The following is a 19237-nucleotide window of genomic DNA, read 5'->3' as shown; positions in this document are numbered from 1 at the left end:
GGAGAAATTACGACTTGGCAGAGGCAGCCACTTGCGCAGCCACTTCAGCAGCGAAGTCCACAACAGCCACTTCGATGCCTTCGCCCACTTCCAGGCGCACAAAGCTCTTAACGGTTGCACCGCCCGCTTTGGCAAACTGGGCAACGGTTTGCTCCGGATTCTTAACGAAAGGCTGGTCAACCAGGCTGGCTTCCTTCAGGAACTTGCTGATACGGCCAACAATCATCTTCTCAACGATCTCAGCGGGCTTGCCGGCCATGTCCGGTTGAGCGCGGATGATTTCTTTTTCTTTCTCAACAACGTCGGCTGGCATTTGGTCAGCGCTAACCACTTGTGGATTAACAGCAGCTACGTGCATAGCAACATCTTTAGCAACGTCTTCGCTGCCACCTTCCAGTTGCACCAACACCGCAATACGGTTGTTCAGGTGGACATAACCGCCAACCACACCACCTTCTACCAGGTTAATACGGCGCACACTGATTTTTTCACCAATTTTTTGCACTAAGGCTTCGCGGGCAATTTCCAGCTCGCCAGCCATAACCGCAGCAACATCGGTTTGCTTGGCGGCAAAGGCTTTTTCCACCACACTGTTCACGAACGCCAGGAAGCCGGCATCGCGCGCAACGAAGTCAGTTTCAGAGTTAACTTCTACTGCTACACCGTAGCTGTTATCAGCAGCCACTTTCACAGCAACAACACCGTCAGCTGCGGTGCGGCCTTCTTTCTTGGCCGCTTTCAAACCGGAAACCTTGCGCAGGTTTTCAATCGCCAGCTCGATATCGCCATTGGCATCACCCAGGGCTTTTTTACATTCCATCATGCCCAGGCCAGTGCGGTCACGCAGTTCTTTTACCAGTGCGGGGGTAACAGCGCTCATGGTGTATTCCTCAATCAAATATGTTCAAAAAACCGGTTGAAAAAAGGGGGCCTAGCCCCCTCTTCCGACAACTCCCGAACACGAAGTGTGCGGGAACTTTATGGTCGTTTAATGACGCCTGAACTTATTCAGCAGCGCCATCTTCAGCAGCAACGTACTCATCTTTGTTAGGTACAGATGCAGAGGACTTGGAGCCTTCCAGGCAGGCATCGGCGATAGCCGTTGCATAGAGCTTGATAGCGCGAATGGCGTCATCATTGCCGGGAATGACATAGTCGATACCTTCAGGGCTGCTGTTGGTATCAACAACACCAATAACAGGGATACCCAACTTGTTAGCTTCCTGAATGGCAATGCGCTCGTGTTCCACATCGATCACGAACATGGCATCGGGCAGACCGCCCATACCCTTGATACCGCCGATGGAGCGCTCAAGCTTCTCCATGTCACGGGAACGCATCAGGGCTTCTTTCTTGGTCAGTTTGGCAAAAGTGCCGTCCTGACTTTGGGTAGTCAAATCGCTCAGGCGACGGATAGAGGCGCGGATGGTTTTGTAGTTGGTGAGCATACCGCCCAACCAGCGATGGCTAACAAACGGCTGGCCAGCGCGTTCTGCTTGCTCTTTGATGGTCTTTTGCGCAGCGCGCTTGGTACCCACAAACAGGATTTTTTTCTTTTGAGCTGCCATTTGGGTGATCAGGTTCAGGGCTTCATTGAACGCTGGTACAGTGTGCTCAAGGTTAATGATGTGAATCTTGTTACGGGCGCCGAAGATGTATTTGCCCATCTTGGGGTTCCAGTAACGGGTTTGGTGACCAAAGTGGACACCGGCGGACAGCATATCGCGCATGCTTACTTGTGGCATAGCAAAGTTCCTATCTATTACGGGTTAGGCCTCCACACACCCCGCTCACCAACCCCAGCCGCAGCGGGGGCACCCAGGTTTCGCGTGTCGGTGCATGTGTGACGTTCAGTGATACCGCCCAAGGACGGATTTGGGGTCTTTTCACACCGTTTATCCCACCGTTTAAGTAGGCCGGGCGAAAAGAGGCGCGCTTTATACCACAAATCAACCGACAAATACATCAAAAATTATCCCTGAACCCAAGGAATCTGCTATCTGGCGGTCATCATACTTCTTTAATATCTAACCCTTTGGATACTAGGCCATACAATGAGCATCTTGTATACTAGTAGCTAAACAACTGCTCATTTGCCGTTTCCACCATTTTCACGAGATTACCGCAGTATGAAAGAAACCTGGCGCTGGTTTGGCCCCAATGATTCCGTCTCCCTGCAACATATTGCCCAGGCCGGTGCGAGCGGCATAGTGACCTCCCTGCACCATATCCCCACGGGCGCAGCCTGGCCCCTGGCCGATATACAAGCGCGCAAAAAGATGATCGAGGATCACGGACTGGAATGGGCAGTGGTGGAAAGTGTGCCGCTGCACAACGACATTAAAACCCGCACCGGCAACTATCATTCCTACATAGAGAATTACAAAACCAGCCTGCGCAACCTGGCTGCCGCTGGTGTTTACGATGTCTGTTACAACTTTATGCCGGTAGTCGACTGGACCCGCACCAACCTGAGCTACACCCTGCCCAACAAGAGCCAGGCGCTGCGCTTTGAAATGAGCGACTTTGCCGCCTATGACGCTTACATCCTCCAGCGCCCCGGCGCCGAAGCGGATTACCAACCCGAGGTGCTGGCCAAGGCCAAGGCTCGCCTGGATGCCATGGGCGATGAGGAAAAGCAGTTACTGGAAAAGAACATCATTGCCGGCCTGCCCGGGGGCGAGGGCTCCTATAATCGCGAAGGCATACGCGCCGCTATCGACCAGTTTATCCGGTTGGGCAACGAGGGCATGCGCGCCAACCTGTTTGCCTTTCTGCGCGAGATTATCCCGGTGGCGGAGGAAGTGGGGATTCGCATGGCGATCCACCCCGATGACCCGCCCTTTTCGCTGTTTGGCCTGCCGCGGGTGGTATCCACCGCCGATGACGCCCGCGCCCTGCTCCAGGCCGCACCCAGCCCCGCCAATGGCCTGACCCTCTGCGCCGGCTCCTACGGCGCCCGCTGCGACAACGACCTGGTGGCCATGGCGCGCGAATTTGGCGACCGCATCTACTTTGTGCACCTGCGCAATATCAAGCGAGAGGACGATGGCTCTTTCTACGAATCTGACCACCTGGATGGCGATAACGACATGGTTGGCCTGGTGGAGGCCCTGCTGGACGAGGAAGACCGCCGCCGCCAACAGGGCGCAACTACCGCCTATCGCCATGCGCCCCGACCACGGCCACCTGATGGGCGACGAAATAGGCAAACCGGGTATCAACCCCGGCTATTCCTATGCCGGCCGCATGAAGGGGCTGGCGGAATTGCGCGGTGTTATTCACGCACTGACCAGCCTGCGCCGCCGCAGGGCATAATCATAATGGTATTAAACCATCGACCATAAAGGGCGTATTTATTTCGTGAAGGAGCGCGCCCTGAATAAACTGCCGATCAATGTATTGATCGGCAGTTTATTGAAAGGCATTGTCGAGGATCATCATCAAAATAAACCCGATAGTTAAGCCGCTGGTGGCATGGATCTCATGGCCTTTGCGGTGGGACTCGGGAATGATTTCATGGCTGACAACAAACAGCATTGCCCCCGCAGCAAACCCTAACCCCCAGGGCAGCAAGAGCACTGAATGACTGACAATTCCTGCGCCCAGGGCCGCCCCCAGGGGCTCAACCAAACCCGATGCAGCGCCAATTAACATGGCTTTGGTACGCGAATATCCCGCCGCAACCAACGCAATCGCAACGACCAACCCCTCGGGAATATCCTGAATGGAAATACCCGTCATCAATGGCTTGCCAACCTCCGGGCCGCTGGCGTAAGCAACGCCAATGGCAAGCCCTTCAGGCAGGTTGTGCAGGGTAATGGCAAATACAAAAAGCCAGGTGCGCCTGATGATTGATACAGGCCCCTCCACGCCCTTGATGAAATGCTCATGGGGCAAACGGCTGTCGATAAACAACATCAGGCAACTGCCGAACAGCACACTTACCCCCAGGGTGCACGCGGCCTGCCAACTGCCCATGCCTAATCCCCTGGCGGCATCCAGGCCGGGCAATATTAATGAAAAAACCGATGCGGCCAGCATCACGCCCGCCCCAAAGCCCAGCAAACTATCCAGAATCCTGGCAGATAGATTGCGAAAAAACACAATCGATGCGGCTCCCAATGCTGTACATCCCGCCGCAATCAATCCACCGACCAATGCTTCCGGCACATTGGGCATAACCTGCAATTTGCCCCAACAGGTATAAACCAATACCACCAATCCAATCAGGTTGATGAGTAAACCCAATGTGCGGCGGAATAACGATGCCTTGATCCAATCAAGAAAAGCAGCAGCTGAACCAGTATGCCCACCAGAGGTCGCCTTACTCATTAAGTTGCCGATCCTTGTGCAAGTGCAGCTTGGTAGCGCTGCTCAACTTCAGGCCAGTTAACCACGTTGTAAAAAGCGGCAATGTACTCGGGGCGACGGTTTTGATAGCGCAGGTAATAGGCATGCTCCCACACATCCAACCCGAGGATCGGGATATTTCCCTGCATCAAGGGACTATCCTGATTGCCCGTGCTTTCAACAACCAGGGTTTTGGCCGGGGTAACCGACAACCACGCCCAACCACTGCCAAAACGGGTCAGCGCCGCTGCCGTGAAGGCTTGCTTGAACGCCTCCAACCCACCCAGCTCAGTTTGGATTGCCGCCGCCAGCGCGCCGCCGGGCTCGCCGCCGCCCGCAGGGGACATCACCTTCCAGAACAGGCTGTGGTTAGCATGGCCGCCGCCATGGTTGCGAATCGCATCGCGCAACTTTTCCGGCAATGACGGGATGCCGGTAAGCAATTGTTCCAGGCTGAGCGACTGGTAATCGGTATTTTCAATGGCCGCATTCAGGTTGTTGATATAAGTCTGATGATGCTTGGTATGGTGAATCTCCATCGTTTTAGTGTCGATGTGAGGCTCAAGGGCATCGTAGGCGTAATCAAGCGGGGGAAGTGTATAAGTCATAATATTCAGGATTCCTGCACCCAATAAAAACTGTATCGATAAAGGATTGGTTCACTGCGTTGGTGACAATGGGGAGAAGGGTATTTGGGTCGCCCAGAGCGTTTGGCTAATCCGGGGATAATCGCCATACTTTTGGAGAAATACCATCAGCTCCATACCGGTAATGCGCAAATGCCGCAACGCCAGATCAGCCACTGCATCCATCGGATGATTGCGTAGACCAAAGATAAATTCGTGCGCGTCACACAGATGTTCAGCGGCACGGCCCAATAACCCGATCTGCACATACAAATCCGCCAGGTTATGCTGGGTCACTACCCATGCAGCCATGATCCTGTCGGTCTGCAGCACGGAAATCCCTGTGCCCCAATCGCTGGTCGCTCTCGCCATGGCGCGTGCCATGTGCAGGGCAACCTGATAGTTAATTCGCGCTTTTTCCATAAGCTTGTCGGTGAGTGCCTGATTCCCCAGTTGAATAGCCTGCTTCCACGCACTCAAAGCGAGTTGGTGATCTCCAGGCGATTCAACGTGGTCATACATGGCGGGCCCTTACTGTCATAGCGAACCGTTACTTGGATCAAAACCCACTTTGGTCAAAGCACATCCTTGACAAAGGTAGCGTCACTCACCCACAAATACAAGTGATTATCAATAACAAAAGAATAATTTTTCCATTTGATAGCTTATGGCAACAATTTTAGGCAATAGATATAGATAGTCATGGTTAAGCGGGATAATTGCTTTTGATTTTGGTCCAAAAAGGCCTGAATCGTATAGAATGCGGCATTTTCGCCACGCCCTAAGGCCATTTTCCAAGCCAGGGGCCATAGATGCCGAGATTGCCCGAACCCATGTCAGTGACTATTAAAACCCCGGAAGAAATCGAGAAAATGCGCATTGCCGGTCGTATGGCGGCAGAAGTGCTCGAAATGATTGGCCCCCATGTGCAGCCGGGGGTTAGCACCGCTGAGCTGGACAAGCTCTGCCACGACCATATCGTTAATGTGCAAAAAGCGATTCCCGCCTGCCTGGGCTATCGCGGTTTTCCCAAATCCATCTGCACCTCGGTTAACCAGGTTGTCTGCCACGGAATCCCCTCCGAGAAAAAAATCCTCAAGAGCGGTGACATTATCAATATTGATGTCACGGTGATTTACGAGGGCTACCACGGCGATACCAGCGCTATGTATTTTGTGGGAACACCGGCCCCCCATGCCGAGCGCCTGGTCAATGTCACCCAGGAGTGCATGTACAAAGCCATCAAGCTGGTCAAGCCCGGTTGCCGTCTGGGCGATATCGGTCATGTAATCCAGCAGCATGCTGAGGCCAATTACTACTCGGTCGTGCGCGAATACTGCGGGCACGGTATCGGCAAGGTCTTCCACGAAGATCCGCAAATCCTTCACTACGGTCGCCCCGGCACCGGCATGGAATTAAAAGAAGGCATGTGCTTTACCATCGAGCCCATGATCAATGCCGGCAAGCCGAACACCAAGCTCAAAGCTGACGGCTGGACTGTGGAAACCAAAGACGGCCGTCTCTCTGCACAGTGGGAACACACCATGGTGGTTACCAAAGACGGGGTGGAAATCCTGACCAGGCGCAGCGACGAAGTATTCTGACCGGGATGTTTTGCGGAGGGTGCAACAGCCCCTCCACAACTTGATTCACCCTAATCACACTCATCAGCCGATTTGAGTTTCCGAGAGGAAGACATCCAGTTTATGCCGATATCCATGGTGCCCTACTTCGAACGTCCGCTGTTCTTTTTTGATCAAAGCCGATTTCGCCGCGCCCTGGGTGAACAACCGGTTATCACGGTCTTCAAGGATGCCCTCAGTGCTGCCGGTATCCAATTCAACCGGCGCTTTGTAGAAGGCGAGGATATTCGCACGCTGGTTTATGAGCGCGCACTGTTTATCGACTGTATCCTCCATTACGCCTGGCATCAATTCACCTGGCCACAGCGTATCAGCCTGGAAGCGGTTGGCGGTTATGGTCGCGGCGAACTGCACCCGGCTTCGGATATTGATCTGTTAATCCTGCATCGCGCCGAGGTCTTTGATGAGTGCAAGGACAATATCGAGCGCTTCCTCACCCTGTTGTGGGACATCGGCCTGGAAATCGGCAGCAGTGTGCGTACCATCAAGCAGACCATTGACATTGCACGCACCGATATTACCGTCGCCACCAATATCATGGAGTCGCGCACCCTGGTGGGTGATGTATCGCTGCGCTACGAACTCATGCAGGAATCTACGCCAGATAAAATTTGGTCCGCCGAAGATTTCTTCCGTGCCAAATACGATGAGCAAATAGAGCGCCACAAAAAATACAACGATACCGAATACAACCTCGAACCCAATATCAAAAATGCCCCCGGCGGATTGCGCGATATACAAACCATCAGTTGGGTCACCAAGCGCTTCTTTGGTGTGCGCACCCTCAAGCAACTTGAAGGCAAGGGCTTTTTTACCGACGAGGAGTTTTCGCAGCTCAACTCCGGTGAGGAATATTTGTGGCGTGTACGCTACGCACTGCATATGGTCGCCAAACGCCCGGAAGAGCGGCTGATCTTTGATTACCAGCGCGAAATCGCCAAATTGTTTGGCTATGTCGACAGCCATGAAGGGCTGGCAGTCGAACAGTTTATGCACAAGTACTATCGCACCGTGTTGGCGCTGCGCGAACTCAATGATGTGGTACTGCAATTTTTATCGGAAGCCATCCTGCAAAAAGGCAAAACCAGGAATGTCGTGTCGATCAATGAGCGCTTCCAACTGCGCGATAATTACATTGAAGCGACCCACACCTATGTGTTTGAGGAGACACCCTCTGCACTGCTGGAAATTTTTGTATTGATGGCACAGGACCCGCACATCGAAGGAGTGCGCGCCTCCACTATTCGCTGGATACGTGAAAGCCGCCATCTGATCGATGACAACTTTCGCAGCAACTCCAAAAACACCCAGCTGTTTATCAAATTGTTGCAGCAGCCTGCCGGGCTGGTAGAACAGCTCAGACTTATGTCGCGCTACGGTATCCTCGGCCTCTATCTACCTGAATTCGGACTGGTCACCGGGCAGATGCAGCACGACCTTTTCCATATTTACACCGTGGATGCACACACCCTGAAAGTAGTGCAGAACATGTGTAACTTTTTGTTGCCATCGGCCAAAGATGACTTCCCGGTAGCCGCACATATCATGACGCGCCTGCCCAAACTGGAACTGCTGTATATCGCCGGTCTCTATCACGATATTGGCAAAGGCCGCGGTGGTGACCATTCCACCCTGGGCGCTGTCGATGCCGAGGAGTTTTGTGTTCGCCACGGCATCTCGCCGCGCGAAACCCGCCTGGTGTGCTGGCTGGTGGAAAAGCACCTGCTGATGTCACACGTCTCACAAAAGCAGGATATTTCCGACCCGGAAGTCATCCATAAATTTGCACTGACCGTGGGCGACCAGTTGCACCTGGATTATCTCTACTGCCTTACCGTGGCCGATATTAACGGCACCAACAAGGAACTGTGGAATACCTGGCGCGCCAGCCTGATGCGCCAGCTTTATCTGGATACCCGTCGCGCCCTGCGCCGCGGCCTGGAAAATACCGTCGACAGGCAGGATCTAATTGAGGAAACCCAGCAAGCCGCTATTCGCAAGCTGGCGCGCAAGGGGTTGAGTGAGCCGCAGGTTCTCGCCATCTGGGGTGATATGGGCGACGACTATTTCCTGCGTGAAAACTTTACCGATATTGCCTGGCATACCCATGCGATAGCGGCGAGGACCGATGACCAGCCACTGGTCCTGATCAAAAAAACCGCCAATAAGGAATTGGCGGGCGCCACGCAAATCTTTGTGTACAGCAAGGATCAAAAAAACGTTTTTGTCGCTGTTGCCACCGCCCTGGCGCAACTTAACCTGAGCATCCAGGATGCCAAGATTTACAGTTCTAATTCCGGCCATACCATTGATACCTTCTTTGTGCTCAACGAGGACGGTGAACCTTTGGGCAACAATCCGACACTGCTGAAAAAAATCCAGCAAACGCTGATTGATGAATTGGGCCTGGTCGATAACTACCGCGATGTCATTGGCCGACGCACACCGCGCCGCCTGAAATATTTTGCGTCGCCAACGCGCACTTCACTCAACACCGATATGATCCGCAATTGCAGTGTGCTGGAAGTTATCAGCCCCGACCGCCCCGGCCTGCTGGCCTGTATCGGGAGGATTTTTATGGATTTTGATATCCAGCTACTCAACGCCAAAATTGCCACCCTGGGCGAGCGGGTTGAGGATATTTTCTTTATTGTCGACAGCCAGGGAAAACCCCTGGGTGATCCGGTGCTGTGCGAAAAACTCCAGCAGGAAATCTGCGAGCAGCTGGACAAGCGCGTTGATAAACACTGAACTTATTAACATTTATATAGAATTGGTACCATGAATCCGGATTTACAGCGCCTGCACGCCTACCCTTTCGAAAAACTCGCAGCACTAAAGGCTGCCGTGGCGGCACCGGCATCACTCAACGACATCTTCCTGTCGATTGGCGAACCCAAACACACTCCACCCGCTTTTGTGTTGCAAACCCTGGCTGAAAACCTGGGCAAGTTGTCGCAATATCCCAGCACCAAAGGCCTGCCGGAATTGCGCACGGCGATTGCTAATTGGGCCAGCGCACGTTTTCATTTACAGCCCGGCAGCTTTACTGCCAATGCTAATGTACTGCCCGTTAGTGGGACCCGCGAAGCCCTGTTCTCCTTTACCCAGGTTATCGTTGATCGCAACAAGCCTGCACCGCTGGTGATATCACCCAACCCGTTCTACCAGATTTACGAAGGCGCCGCGATTCTTGCCGGTGCTGAACCCTATTTTTTAAATTGCACCCCCGAAAATCATTTTATTCCCGACTTTGCTGCAGTGCCTGCCGAGGTGTGGAGCCGCTGTCAATTGTTATTTATCTGCTCACCCGGCAACCCTACCGGCGCCGTGATGGGTCTTGCGCAACTCAAGCAACTGATTGCCCTGGCCGACGAATACGATTTTGTCATCGCCTCCGACGAGTGCTATTCAGAACTGTATTTTGATGAAGGCAAGCCACCTGCCGGTTTATTGCAGGCCTGCGCAGAACTGGGACGCGATGATTTTGCCCGCTGTGTGGTATTCCACAGTTTGTCCAAGCGCTCCAACCTGCCGGGATTGCGCTCGGGCTTTGTCGGTGGCGACGCGCGTATCCTGGAAAAGTTCCTGTTATACCGCACCTACCACGGCTGCGCCTTGCCGGTGCCGACCCAATTAGCCAGCATTGCCGCCTGGGGTGACGAGCAACATGTCATTGCCAATCGCACCGCCTATCGCCAAAAGTTCGATGCGGTACTCGGTATACTCGGCAACCTGCTGGACGTACACAAACCCGATGCCAGTTTTTACCTCTGGCCCAAAACCCCGCTAAAAGGCGAGCTATTTGCGCAGCAGCTTTTCGCGCAACAGCGCGTCACAGTACTGCCCGGCAGTTTCCTGGCGCGCGCAACCAATGGCATCAACCCCGGTGAGGACTATGTGCGTATGGCGCTGGTGGCCTCGCTGGAGGAATGTGTGGAAGCCGCAGAACGAATCAAAACTTTTTTGCAAAACCTATGAGCGAATTAAAACCACTTAGCAAATCCCAGCGGATCGCGTTTATTCTGCGCAGACTGCAGGAACTCTACCCGCAGCCACCCATTCCATTGCAGCACGAAGACGCCTATACCCTGTTGATTGCCGTACTGCTTTCCGCACAATGCACCGACGAACGCGTCAACACAGTAACGCCGGCACTGTTTGCCCTGGCCGATAACCCGGCGGATATGGCCAAAGTCCCGGTGGAAAAAATCCAGGAAATCATTCGCCCCTGTGGGCTATCACCGCAAAAATCCAGGGCGATTTCGGTGTTATCCAGCATGCTGATGGATGAGCACAATGGCCAGGTACCGGAAGATTGGGAAGCGCTGGAGCGACTCCCCGGTGTGGGCCATAAAACAGCGAGTGTGGTGATGAGCCAGGGCTTTGGCCATCCGGCCTTCCCGGTAGATACCCATATTCATCGCCTGGCGCAGCGCTGGGGTTTAACCAACGGCAAAAACGTGGTGCAAACCGAAAAGGATTTAAAACGCCTGTTTCCCCAAGAACGCTGGAACGACCTGCACCTGCAAATTATTTATTACGGGCGCGAACACTGCAGTGCACGGGGCTGTGATGGCACTGTGTGCGAGATCTGCAGAACCTGTTACCCCAATCGTAAAAAACCCAAGATCGTATTAAAACCATGACAATCCTCTACGGCATTAAAAATTGTGACACCGTCAAAAAAGCGCGTAACTGGCTGGAGCAACATGGTATTGACTACCAATTCCACGATTTCCGCACTGACGGACTGAGTGAAACCCAAATCAATCACTGGATTCGCGAACTTGGGTTGGAGCAGTTGGTTAACAAGCGCAGCACCACCTGGAAAGCACTGGACGATGCCAGCAAAGCGGCATTCAGCGAATCCACAGCACCCAAAATTATTGCGGCCAATCCAACCCTGATTAAGCGCCCGTTGCTGGACACCGGTAGCCACAAGCAGCTCGGTTTTAAAGAGGCCGAGTACCAACAGTTATTTTCATAATTCACCCTTTGACGTTTTAAAGACGATAGGAAAGCATCATGACTCAACTTTATGCACTCGGCCTGGGTATAGGCACGCAAAACTCCAAAGGCGAATGGCTGGAAGTCTTTTACGCACAGCCAGCGCTAAAGCCCGCGGAAGCCAGCGCGCGCGCCATCGGTAACATCCTCGGCTACAGCGGTGGCAACCAGGCCATCGCCATTAACCACGAGCAAGCCGATGCCATTGCCACTGCACTGGAGGAAGCAGGCGAAACCAGTCTCGCCGCCCTGGCCACTCACCTCACCAGCAGTACCCGCCCGTTGGTGGCCACCCTGCTTGAAACCGACACTAACCCCACCTCAGTACCCGAAGCTTATTTGAAACTGCACCTGCTATCACATCGGTTAGTAAAACCCCATGGCACCGTATTGGCCGGTATTTTTGGTGTACTGCCCAATGTGGCCTGGACCAGCCAGGGCGCTATCGACATTAATGAATTGCCCGAGCGCCAATTGCAGGCGCGCCTGAGTGGCGAGGAACTGGAAGTGTCCTGCGTGGATAAATTCCCCAAGATGACCAATTATGTCGTGCCCAGCGGTGTGCGTATCGCCCACACCGCGCGCGTGCGCCTGGGTGCCTATATCGGCGAAGGCACCACCATCATGCACGAAGGTTTTGTGAACTTTAATGCGGGCACTGAAGGCCCGGCGATGATCGAAGGCCGTATTTCTGCCGGTGTATTTGTCGGCGCCGGTTCCGACCTGGGCGGCGGCAGCTCCACCATGGGTACCCTGTCCGGTGGCGGTAACATTGTGATCTCTGTCGGCAAGGAATCCCTGATCGGTGCCAACGCCGGTATAGGTATTCCCCTGGGCGACCGCTGCAAAGTAGAATCCGGCCTCTATATCACTGCCGGCACCAAGGTGGTGATCCTGGACGACCAGGGCCAGGAAGTGAAAACCGTGAAAGCGCGCGAACTGGCTGGTGTTGCTGACCTGGTATTCCGTCGCAACTCGCTCAATGGCCGTGTCGAGGCCGTCAGCAATAAAAGCGCGCTGCAACTAAACGCGGCCTTGCACGCTAACTAATCGTGATCACAGTGCAGGTTGTGCTTCACGCCAGCCCGCACGACCAATAACAGAGGAGCCAATCATGGGTGCTCAGTGGAAAGCCAAACACAAAGAAGAGGCGGCCAACGCCAAGGGTAAACTGTTTACCAAACTCACCAAGGAAATCATGGTTGCCGCGCGCAATGGCGCCGACCCGGACATGAATCCGCGCCTGCGTCTCGCGGTAGAAGCGGCCAAAAAAGCCTCCATGACGCGTGAAACCCTGGAACGCGCGATTAAAAAAGGCTCAGGCCAACTCGATGGCAACATCAACTACGAAAAAGTGGTCTACGAAGGTTTTGCACCGCACCAGGTGCCGGTGATTGTTGAGTGCCTGACCGACAACGTCAACCGCACCATCTCCAATATCCGCGGCCTATTCCGCAAAGGCCAACTGGGTACATCCGGTTCAGTATCCTGGGACTTTGATCATCTGGGTATCATCGAAGCAACACCTGCCAGCAAAGACGCGGACGTCGAAATGGCCGCTATCGAAGCCGGTGCCCAGGACTTTGAAGTGGACGAAGACGGCACCGCCACCTTCTACACCGACCTGACCGACCTGGACCTGGTACAAAAAGCCCTGCCCGGCCAAGGCTTTACCGTTGTCTCCGCCAAACTGGGCTACAAACCCAAAAACCCGGTAAGCCTCGATGGCGAAGCACTCAACGAAGTCGAAGCCTTCCTCGCTGCCATCGACAATGATGACGATGTGCATGAGGTTTATGTGGGATTGGCGGGATAACTGACCCGGTCTCGTCAAATCAACGTGCCAGCCTTGCTGGCACTTTATATTTAGTGGCTATGAAAAATAAAAAAACCAATTAATAAAAACAAAATAAGACGCCATGGCAGGTAAAAATGGTATCACCTACAATACCAAAAAATGGGCTATCAATCGTTATTGATACCAATGTGCTGGTTCTGCATTGCGTTCACGCCAAGGAAGCGCCTACAGGTTACTGCGCCATCTGGGCGATGGCAGCTACCGACCTTGCGTTTCTGTACCACTTTTTATCGAATACGAAGCCGTACTAAAGCGCACAGGACTATTGCCTCATCTGAATACCAAAGATGTGGATGTACTACTGGATTATTTTCTGAGTGAAGCACAAATAGCACAGATCTTTTTTCTATGGCGTCCTTTTCTGAAAGATCCCAAAGACGATCTCGTATTGGAAGCGGCTGTAGCCTCAAAAAGCGATTACATAGTGACATTTAACGAACGGGATTTTTCCGGTACGGAAAAATATTTCGGTATCAACGTAGTGACGCCACAAATATTTCTCAAAGAGCAGGGGTTGTTATGAGCACATTAAGTTTACGCTTGCCAGACTCTCTGCACGAGCAGATCAAAATTCTGGCCAAAAAAGATGGAATTTCAATTAACCAATTCGCAGCCTCCGCTATCGCGGAAAAAATGGCAGCCTACCTGACAGAAGAATATCTAAAAGAGCGTGCAGCCAACGCCGATCGATCAGCTTTTTTACAACTCATGGATAAAGTGCCTGATGTATCGGCTGATCCTCAGGATAAACTGTAAAACAAAACGGGCGCACCACGCGCCCGTTTTGTTAGCGTCGCCAATAGGTTAGTCCGCGTTTTCTTCTGTAACAGTCTCTTGTCCTGCAACGGCGCCTTCTTCTGCTGGTGTAACAGGTTCCAGCAGGTCAGCTTTTTTGATCTGCGCTATACGCTCAAATTCATACGCACTGACCTTGAAAAACAAATCCCTATCGTTGCGCCTCACGAAGTAGTCATCACCGGCCTTGATAAATTCGTACTGCCATTCTCCTGCTGCGGTGTTCACCTCCAGGCGAATGGCTTCGCCCTCCGGCTTGCCGACTGCCACTTCCTGGACCATAAAACCAGACAGGGCATCGACCAGCGCCCTGGCTTTGTTATTGTCCACCTTGGCACTGGCGTCATCGGCAAAGCGCCAGTTATCGCCCTCTTGCTGCAGTTGATAGTCACTGCCGCGGATTTGGCGGGGCTGTTTGGCTGCCAGTAATTCTGTTTCCAGCCAGTCCTTGTCAGTTGTGGAAAACTCAAAGCTGGACAGCTCTACCGCATAAACCGCTTTTTCACCGGCGCGGCGCAGATGCACTTTTTTAAAACCGGGTGAAGTGCCGAAGAATATATCACCCAGCTTTTTATCACCCGCAAACAAGCTGATACGCCGCTGGAATTTACTCTCCGCAACCTCAAAGCGCTCATGGCTGGACTCGGTGGTGGCCACCGGCCAGGTGAGCTTGGTGCCCTTGAGTTTATCGAGCAGGCTATCCAGTTTTTGTGCTTCTACCGGCAACTGGTGTAACTCCGGTAACTGCCAGACATTGGCGGACTTCACCAGGGTTACACTGTTGCTGGCATCGCTGATCACCCATTTATCAACACTGTCGATGTTCATGTCCAGCAACGCCTGCGCCTCCAGTTGCGGTTGTGCCTGGTGTTGGTAAGCATAAATGCCGATCACCAATAACACCTGGACCACCAGCAATAACAATAGCTGGCGCGACCAGCCATGCTTTGTGGTGATAACGTTTTCACGGTATACCGGGGTAGACTGGGGTTGTATTGATGCATTCATAAACGGTTTCTCCAATCAGGTAGCCATCCACTGCTGATAACGTTTTTCGCGCGCGCGCTTGAACTGGTGCTGCACCAGGCCAACCAGCAAGAGCGCCAATAACGCCAGGCCGTAATTGAGGTATTCCCAGAATACGCGTGTACTCTCCTCCATCGCAGGCAGGGTTCGATTGAAATTGCTGCGCGCGCGGATACTCAATAGCCCTTCATCCTCCAGTGCCCAGTCAAAAGTATTGGCCATCAATTGCAAGCTGCCCAGGTACTGGCCACCGCTGGCGGCGCCCGCCATGCTGACAACCGGATCGCCGATAAAGTCGTTGGAGCTGAACAAAATAATCCGCGCAGAATCCGGCGAGTGGGCGATGACACTGCTGATGGTTGCGCGGCTTTCACTCGCGTTTTGCTCAGCGTGTTCACTATCCGGTGCGCTACTGTCCTCGGCTTTTTTCAGCAGTGGGGATTCCTTACCGGCAAAGAAGGATTCAAACCGGCCTTGCACCACTGCGCCCAGCAGATGTTTTTTTTGCTCCCCCTCGGGCAGGTAACGGGTTAAACTGCCTTCGGTAATCTGCGGAACGATATTCATGCTGCTGCTCAGCCAGGATTTATCCGAGCTGCGCAATAACTCGATCACAGTGCGTGTTTTTTGTTTCTCGGCATCGATAAGGATCGGCGACGCCCAGGCCAGGGTTATTTGCGGCAAGTTGGCGGTAATGGCGTTATCGGCATTCAAACCGGCACCGCGCACATCGACAAAATAGGGATAATCCAGCATGCGCATTTCCTGCACGCTGAAACCGCCGAGGTTGCGTGTTACAGGCACCGGGAAGGGTACATTTTGCTTATCCATCACCAGTTTGGACTCAATGCCGATGCCATGGTGTTTCAGCCAGTCGTCCAGACCTGACTCCTGGCGCTGTAAGCTGAGGCTGCGCTGGCTCATGTTGACGGCATAGGGTGAGGTTGCTGCGATGACAGTACCGCCCTGCATCAGGAATTGATCAACTGCAAACAGTTGTTTTTCATCCAGGGCTTTAGGGGCGGCCAGGAAAAGAATATCGGCCTGGCCGCTGACACGGCCATCGGATAAATCCTCGCGCTGGATATTTAATTCGGCACTGAGGAATTGCTCCAGTTGATTGAACTGCGTACCGCCATGGCCCATACCGTGCGGATCGTAAGCGGGTGCCGATCCAACCCAGGCAAGCGTTTTGGTAAAGCCGGTGGCAAAGCGTTTAACCGCTGCCGCCAGGTTGCGCTCAAAACTGGCGCTACTCAAATCATCCAGCGGGATTTGCACAATCTGGTCGCCCTGCGCGAGCGTCATATAGAAGTAAAAGCGCTCATTGCTTAGCAGGCTGGTTGCCATGGGTTTAAAACCATAATCATTGGCAATCTGCTCACCCAGTTTGCCACCCTCGGCATCGGGGTCGAGGAAGTTAACCTGCAGGCGGCCATTGGCCTTTTGCTGTTGTTTTTCGGTTTCGCTGCGCAGGATATTTTTGAAGTCGCGCAATTGTTGCGGCAGTGCCTCATCGGCCGATACATAGGCATTGAAGACCAGTTCGCCCTTGACGGTATCGAACAAATTGCCGCCCGCCTGATAGCTGTGTAAGACCTTTTTGATAGCGCGGGTCAGATCGTGTTCGGGATTGCGCAGCTTTACGTCAATATCCATATCCGCAGAGGATTTCACCTCAATCAGGTCGCGGAAGCCCAATACCTGGTATTCATCGCCATACTGCACCAGCACATTAAAGTAGGAGTTGACCACCGCCGCCTGGTAGCGATCCGCCACCTGGAAGGGCACGGGCTGGATCGCGTATTTCTGGTTGGCTTCCTCCTCCAGTTCGGGATGGGCGACCGGATCGATAAATTCAACGCGTACCTTTCCCCTGCTTTCAATTTCATATTCTTTCATCAGGTCGCGCAGTTGCGGTACCAGCGGCGACAGCAGCGGATGGGTCTTGCCGCTGAAATAACCGCGTATCAACAAGGGTTCCTGCAATTGCGCCAGGTATTGTTGGGTGGCCGGCGAGATCGAATATTGTTTACCTTCGGTAGCATCAACACGCAGGCTGTTGATTTGCCCCAACCACAGGTTGGCACCCAGGGCATTTACCAACAGCAAGGCGGTAACCAGCCGCCAGTGCTGGTGATGTTGTTTATCACCGCTGGCAGCCCAGCGCTCACGCTCCAGCGAGAAGGTGTTCAGCGCAAGAAATACCAGGATCAGGCTGATGTAGTAATACAGGTCGCGCAGGTCGATTACGCCGCGGGTGATGGATTCGAAGCGCGAGCCGGTTCCCAGCAAGCGCAACCACTCACCTGCGCTGTTACCAAAAAAGTCGGTAATCGCCTTGCTGCCCAGTAAGTAAAAAATACCGCTCAGGGCCACAGCGCTGATCAGGCTGACAATCTGGTTATCGCTGCGCGACGAAACAAACAAACCGATGCTCAGGTAAGCCGCACCCAATAATAAGGTGGCGAGATACCCGGCCCACACCGGCCCCCAATCCAGGTCGCCAAGGATGGACACGGTAATGGGCAGTGGCAACGTCATCAGCAGTGCGATTACCAGCAGTGTGAGGCAACCGAGAAATTTGCCCACCACAAAATGCCACAGCGGCACTGGTTGGGTGAGTATATGTTCCAGTGTTCCGGTGCGGCGCTCCTCACTCCACAAACGCATAGTGAGAGTGCTGGCCAGAAAAATTAACAGCAGCGGCATCCACTCGAACAACGGGCGTACATCGGCGATATTGCGTGCAAAAAAAGCTTCGCCCCAAAAAAAGGTAAACAAGGTGATGCCGGCAAAAGCCGCCAGGAATAAATAGGCAATCGGCGCTGAAAAAAACAGCGCGATTTCTTTGCGCGCAATGCGGCTGATACTGTGTTTAGGCTGCATGTTCCATAGCCTCCTGTACCAGGTCGAGACCACGGCCTTCGTTCACATCGCGGAACAGGCTCTCCAGATCGCGACGTTCAGCCTGCAATTGGTAAAGCTCGGCACCCTGTGCAACCAGGGTTTTTGCCAGGGTTGCACTGAGTAGGCGCGCATCAGCGCCCTCCATTAATTGTAAGCGCCACTGCCCTGCGCCAAGCGCAGTGATCGCCTGGATGCCGTCGATTGCGTCCAGGTACTGTTCCATTTCATGAGAAGAAAGATTGGTGTGCAACACAATACCCTGGCTCTGGCGCAGTTGACTGAGCGTGGCATCAATCACCAACTTGCCAGCCCGCATCATCAACACACGATCGCAGAGGGCTTCTACTTCCTGCATGATGTGAGTGGACAGAATGATGGTCGCCTCCTTGGCAATGGAACGGATTAATTCACGCATTTGCAGGGTTTGGGTGGGATCCAGGCCATTGGTGGGTTCATCCAGGATAAGCAGGCTGGGCTTGCCCAGTAACGCCTGGGCAACACCGACCCGCTGCTTGTAACCGCGCGACAGAGTTGCAATCGGCGCAAGTAATTTACTGGCAATATCGGTGGCGAGTATGACACGCTTCACCTCTGCCGCTTTTTGTGCGTCGCGCAATCCCTTCAGTTCGGCGGCGTACTCCAGATATTCCGCCACACTCATTTCCGGATAGACAGGCAAACTCTCCGGCAGGTAACCAATTTTTTGCTGCAAGGCCTTAGTGTTATCCGCCAGCGACAGGCCATCGAAATAAATGGTGCCGGCACTGGGCTCCAGGTAACCGCTGAGCATCTTCATCACCGTGGTTTTACCGGCACCATTATGGCCCAGCAATCCCACTATCCCATTGTTGGCAATTGAGAAACTCACCGAATCGACGGCAACAACCTCGCCATAGGCTCGCTTGAGCCGGTTTACTTCCAGCATAAGGACCTCCTTAGGATGATTTAAAAAATGACCCAATCAATAGTCACAAAACAATACGCCACTGCACACTGAGCCAATGGCAGCAACAGGG

Annotated in this window: 17 protein-coding genes and 1 pseudogene; 10 read left to right on the top strand and 8 right to left on the bottom strand. The window is 53.4% G+C overall.

Features of this window, described 5'->3' with window-relative positions; translation table 11 throughout:
• Positions 1–7: 7 nt before the first annotated feature.
• Both tsf and rpsB read right to left on the bottom strand, forming a co-directional pair.
• The gene (tsf, locus tag CJA_RS05450) at positions 8–880 is read right to left on the bottom strand and encodes a translation elongation factor Ts (RefSeq protein ID WP_012486759.1); all 873 of its coding nucleotides are present in this window, start codon (positions 878–880) and stop codon (positions 8–10) included.
• A 124-nt stretch (positions 881–1004) separates the two neighbouring features.
• On the bottom strand, positions 1005–1745 hold the full coding sequence (gene rpsB / locus CJA_RS05445; protein WP_012486758.1) for a 30S ribosomal protein S2: 741 nt from the start codon (positions 1743–1745) through the stop codon (positions 1005–1007).
• 384 nt (positions 1746–2129) lie between these two features.
• On the opposite strand from rpsB, the pseudogene uxuA reads away from it, so the two are divergent.
• Positions 2130–3318 (top strand): annotated as a pseudogene (gene uxuA, locus CJA_RS05440) (mannonate dehydratase).
• A 96-nt stretch (positions 3319–3414) separates the two neighbouring features.
• Here the strand turns inward: uxuA and CJA_RS05435 are convergent.
• The 3 genes from CJA_RS05435 to CJA_RS18555 are packed head-to-tail and all read right to left on the bottom strand — an operon-like array spanning position 3415 to position 5501.
• The gene (locus CJA_RS05435) at positions 3415–4335 is read right to left on the bottom strand and encodes a ZIP family metal transporter (RefSeq protein WP_012486756.1); all 921 of its coding nucleotides are present in this window, start codon (positions 4333–4335) and stop codon (positions 3415–3417) included.
• Positions 4335–4961 (bottom strand): superoxide dismutase, encoded by a 627-nt coding sequence (locus CJA_RS05430; protein ID WP_012486755.1) that lies wholly within the window; start codon positions 4959–4961, stop codon positions 4335–4337. Before CJA_RS05430 ends, CJA_RS05435 begins: the two co-directional genes overlap by 1 nt.
• Positions 4962–5012: 51 nt before the next feature.
• On the bottom strand, positions 5013–5501 hold the full coding sequence (locus CJA_RS18555) for a hypothetical protein (RefSeq protein WP_012486754.1): 489 nt from the start codon (positions 5499–5501) through the stop codon (positions 5013–5015).
• Between the two features lie 311 nt (positions 5502–5812).
• On the opposite strand from CJA_RS18555, the gene map reads away from it, so the two are divergent.
• The 9 genes from map (at position 5813) to CJA_RS05380 (ending at position 14246) form a co-directional block, all read left to right on the top strand.
• On the top strand, positions 5813–6583 hold the full coding sequence (gene map / locus CJA_RS05420; RefSeq protein WP_041551152.1) for a type I methionyl aminopeptidase: 771 nt from the start codon (positions 5813–5815) through the stop codon (positions 6581–6583).
• A 102-nt stretch (positions 6584–6685) separates the two neighbouring features.
• The gene (locus tag CJA_RS05415; RefSeq protein WP_049765403.1) at positions 6686–9373 is read left to right on the top strand and encodes a [protein-PII] uridylyltransferase; all 2688 of its coding nucleotides are present in this window, start codon (positions 6686–6688) and stop codon (positions 9371–9373) included.
• A 30-nt stretch (positions 9374–9403) separates the two neighbouring features.
• Positions 9404–10603 carry a succinyldiaminopimelate transaminase gene (gene dapC, locus CJA_RS05410; RefSeq protein ID WP_012486751.1) on the top strand — a complete coding sequence of 400 codons (1200 nt, stop codon included), beginning with the start codon at positions 9404–9406 and terminating at the stop codon, positions 10601–10603.
• Positions 10600–11271: an endonuclease III gene (gene nth / locus CJA_RS05405; RefSeq protein WP_041551148.1), complete on the top strand. Its 672-nt coding sequence runs from the start codon at positions 10600–10602 to the stop codon at positions 11269–11271. Before dapC ends, nth begins: the two co-directional genes overlap by 4 nt.
• Positions 11268–11612 (top strand): ArsC family reductase, encoded by a 345-nt coding sequence (locus tag CJA_RS05400; protein WP_012486749.1) that lies wholly within the window; start codon positions 11268–11270, stop codon positions 11610–11612. The genes nth and CJA_RS05400 overlap by 4 nt, the downstream gene beginning before the upstream one ends.
• Before the next feature lie 38 nt (positions 11613–11650).
• On the top strand, positions 11651–12682 hold the full coding sequence (gene dapD / locus CJA_RS05395; protein WP_012486748.1) for a 2,3,4,5-tetrahydropyridine-2,6-dicarboxylate N-succinyltransferase: 1032 nt from the start codon (positions 11651–11653) through the stop codon (positions 12680–12682).
• 64 nt (positions 12683–12746) lie between these two features.
• Positions 12747–13448 (top strand): YebC/PmpR family DNA-binding transcriptional regulator, encoded by a 702-nt coding sequence (locus CJA_RS05390; RefSeq protein WP_012486747.1) that lies wholly within the window; start codon positions 12747–12749, stop codon positions 13446–13448.
• Between the two features lie 184 nt (positions 13449–13632).
• Positions 13633–14013 (top strand): PIN domain-containing protein, encoded by a 381-nt coding sequence (locus tag CJA_RS05385; RefSeq protein ID WP_012486746.1) that lies wholly within the window; start codon positions 13633–13635, stop codon positions 14011–14013.
• Positions 14010–14246, top strand: coding sequence for a toxin-antitoxin system HicB family antitoxin (locus CJA_RS05380; protein ID WP_012486745.1), 237 nt, complete (start codon positions 14010–14012; stop codon positions 14244–14246). Before CJA_RS05385 ends, CJA_RS05380 begins: the two co-directional genes overlap by 4 nt.
• Before the next feature lie 48 nt (positions 14247–14294).
• On the opposite strand, the gene CJA_RS05375 is transcribed toward CJA_RS05380, so the two are convergent.
• From CJA_RS05375 to CJA_RS05365, 3 genes are read right to left on the bottom strand one after another with little or no spacing between them, the layout of a single operon-like run.
• Complete coding sequence (locus tag CJA_RS05375) at positions 14295–15293, bottom strand: DUF4340 domain-containing protein (protein WP_012486744.1); 999 nt, start codon at positions 15291–15293, stop codon at positions 14295–14297.
• 15 nt (positions 15294–15308) lie between these two features.
• Positions 15309–18200 carry a Gldg family protein gene (locus CJA_RS05370; RefSeq protein ID WP_012486743.1) on the bottom strand — a complete coding sequence of 964 codons (2892 nt, stop codon included), beginning with the start codon at positions 18198–18200 and terminating at the stop codon, positions 15309–15311.
• Complete coding sequence (locus CJA_RS05365; protein ID WP_012486742.1) at positions 18190–19146, bottom strand: ABC transporter ATP-binding protein; 957 nt, start codon at positions 19144–19146, stop codon at positions 18190–18192. The genes CJA_RS05370 and CJA_RS05365 overlap by 11 nt, the downstream gene beginning before the upstream one ends.
• Positions 19147–19237 lie beyond the last annotated feature (91 nt).

The organism is Cellvibrio japonicus Ueda107 (assembly GCF_000019225.1).
GTDB lineage: Bacteria > Pseudomonadota > Gammaproteobacteria > Pseudomonadales > Cellvibrionaceae > Cellvibrio > Cellvibrio japonicus.
Note: the sequence above shows the minus strand (reverse complement) of the source record. Positions and strands in the feature narration are given on the sequence as shown.

Bases quoted from the DNA above. Each gene is read 5' to 3' on its own strand.
- tsf (WP_012486759.1), bottom strand. From the start codon at position 880: ATGAGCGCTGTTACCCCCGCACTGGTAAAAGAACTGCGTGACCGCACT.
- rpsB (WP_012486758.1), bottom strand. From the start codon at position 1,745: ATGCCACAAGTAAGCATGCGCGATATGCTGTCCGCCGGTGTCCACTTT.
- CJA_RS05435 (WP_012486756.1), bottom strand. From the start codon at position 4,335: ATGAGTAAGGCGACCTCTGGTGGGCATACTGGTTCAGCTGCTGCTTTT.
- CJA_RS05430 (WP_012486755.1), bottom strand. From the start codon at position 4,961: ATGACTTATACACTTCCCCCGCTTGATTACGCCTACGATGCCCTTGAG.
- CJA_RS18555 (WP_012486754.1), bottom strand. From the start codon at position 5,501: ATGTATGACCACGTTGAATCGCCTGGAGATCACCAACTCGCTTTGAGT.
- map (WP_041551152.1), top strand. From the start codon at position 5,813: ATGTCAGTGACTATTAAAACCCCGGAAGAAATCGAGAAAATGCGCATT.
- CJA_RS05415 (WP_049765403.1), top strand. From the start codon at position 6,686: ATGCCGATATCCATGGTGCCCTACTTCGAACGTCCGCTGTTCTTTTTT.
- dapC (WP_012486751.1), top strand. From the start codon at position 9,404: ATGAATCCGGATTTACAGCGCCTGCACGCCTACCCTTTCGAAAAACTC.
- nth (WP_041551148.1), top strand. From the start codon at position 10,600: ATGAGCGAATTAAAACCACTTAGCAAATCCCAGCGGATCGCGTTTATT.
- CJA_RS05400 (WP_012486749.1), top strand. From the start codon at position 11,268: ATGACAATCCTCTACGGCATTAAAAATTGTGACACCGTCAAAAAAGCG.
- dapD (WP_012486748.1), top strand. From the start codon at position 11,651: ATGACTCAACTTTATGCACTCGGCCTGGGTATAGGCACGCAAAACTCC.
- CJA_RS05390 (WP_012486747.1), top strand. From the start codon at position 12,747: ATGGGTGCTCAGTGGAAAGCCAAACACAAAGAAGAGGCGGCCAACGCC.
- CJA_RS05380 (WP_012486745.1), top strand. From the start codon at position 14,010: ATGAGCACATTAAGTTTACGCTTGCCAGACTCTCTGCACGAGCAGATC.
- CJA_RS05375 (WP_012486744.1), bottom strand. From the start codon at position 15,293: ATGAATGCATCAATACAACCCCAGTCTACCCCGGTATACCGTGAAAAC.
- CJA_RS05370 (WP_012486743.1), bottom strand. From the start codon at position 18,200: ATGCAGCCTAAACACAGTATCAGCCGCATTGCGCGCAAAGAAATCGCG.
- CJA_RS05365 (WP_012486742.1), bottom strand. From the start codon at position 19,146: ATGCTGGAAGTAAACCGGCTCAAGCGAGCCTATGGCGAGGTTGTTGCC.